This is a genomic window from Finegoldia sp. P1-F-LS (assembly GCF_052932205.1).
The window spans coordinates 1-987 of the sequence record NZ_JBRFJH010000026.1; the positions used below are offsets into that span (position 1 = coordinate 1).

Annotated in this window: 1 tRNA gene and 2 rRNA genes; all 3 read left to right on the top strand. The window is 47.5% G+C overall.

The features are described 5' to 3' along the window. A 16S ribosomal RNA gene (locus ACU68Y_RS09050) occupies positions 1 to 529 on the top strand; the annotation flags it as partial. 45 nt (positions 530 to 574) lie between these two features. Then, a tRNA-Ala gene (locus ACU68Y_RS09055) sits at positions 575 to 650 on the top strand. A gap of 160 nt (positions 651 to 810) precedes the next feature. Further along, a 23S ribosomal RNA gene (locus ACU68Y_RS09060) occupies positions 811 to 987 on the top strand; the annotation flags it as partial.

Below are 987 nucleotides of genomic sequence, written 5' to 3' on the forward strand. Positions count from 1 at the left end.
TATAGAGATATACCCCTCTCTTTATGAGACATCCATACAGGTGGTGCATGGTTGTCGTCAGCTCGTGTCGTGAGATGTTGGGTTAAGTCCCGCAACGAGCGCAACCCCTATACTTAGTTACCAGCGAGTAATGTCGGGGACTCTAAGTAGACTGCCGATGACAAATCGGAGGAAGGTGGGGATGACGTCAAATCATCATGCCCTTTATGTCCTGGGCTACACACGTGCTACAATGGTTGGTACAGAGGGCAGCTATATAGTGATATAATGCAAAACTCGAAAGCCAATCCCAGTTCGGATTGTAGGCTGCAACTCGCCTACATGAAGTCGGAGTTGCTAGTAATCGCGGATCAGAATGTCGCGGTGAATGCGTTCCCGGGTCTTGTACACACCGCCCGTCACACCATGGGAGTTGATAATACCCGAAGCCTGTGACCTAATTGAGGAGCAGTCGAAGGTAGGATTGATGACTGGGGTGAAGTCGTAACAAGGTAGCCGTATCGGAAGGTGCGGCTGGATCACCTCCTTTCTAAGGAGTGCTAACTTGACAAGTATTTACTTTAAGGTTCTTTATGGGGGTATAGCTCAGTTGGGAGAGCACCTGCCTTGCAAGCAGGGGGTCAGGAGTTCGAATCTCCTTATCTCCACCATTGACTTAACAGAAATCTATGATTTCGTTGTAAGTCAAGTGCCGTTTTGTTTCAAATCTTCGATTTGTCAAAAAACGGCCAATGACTTCTTAAAAGTCAGAACCGTGACCTAACCAAAGGTCATAAGCACATTGAAAATCGAATAACAGTATATATTTCCGGTCAAGAAACTAAGGGCGCAAGGCGGATGCCTTGGCACCAGGAGGCGACGAAGGACGTGACAAGCAACGAAAACCTCGAGTAGGAGCAAATATCCAGTGACTCGGGGGAATCCGAATGGGGAAACCTACTAGACACACTCTAGTATCCATACGTAAATACATAGCGTATGGAAGCG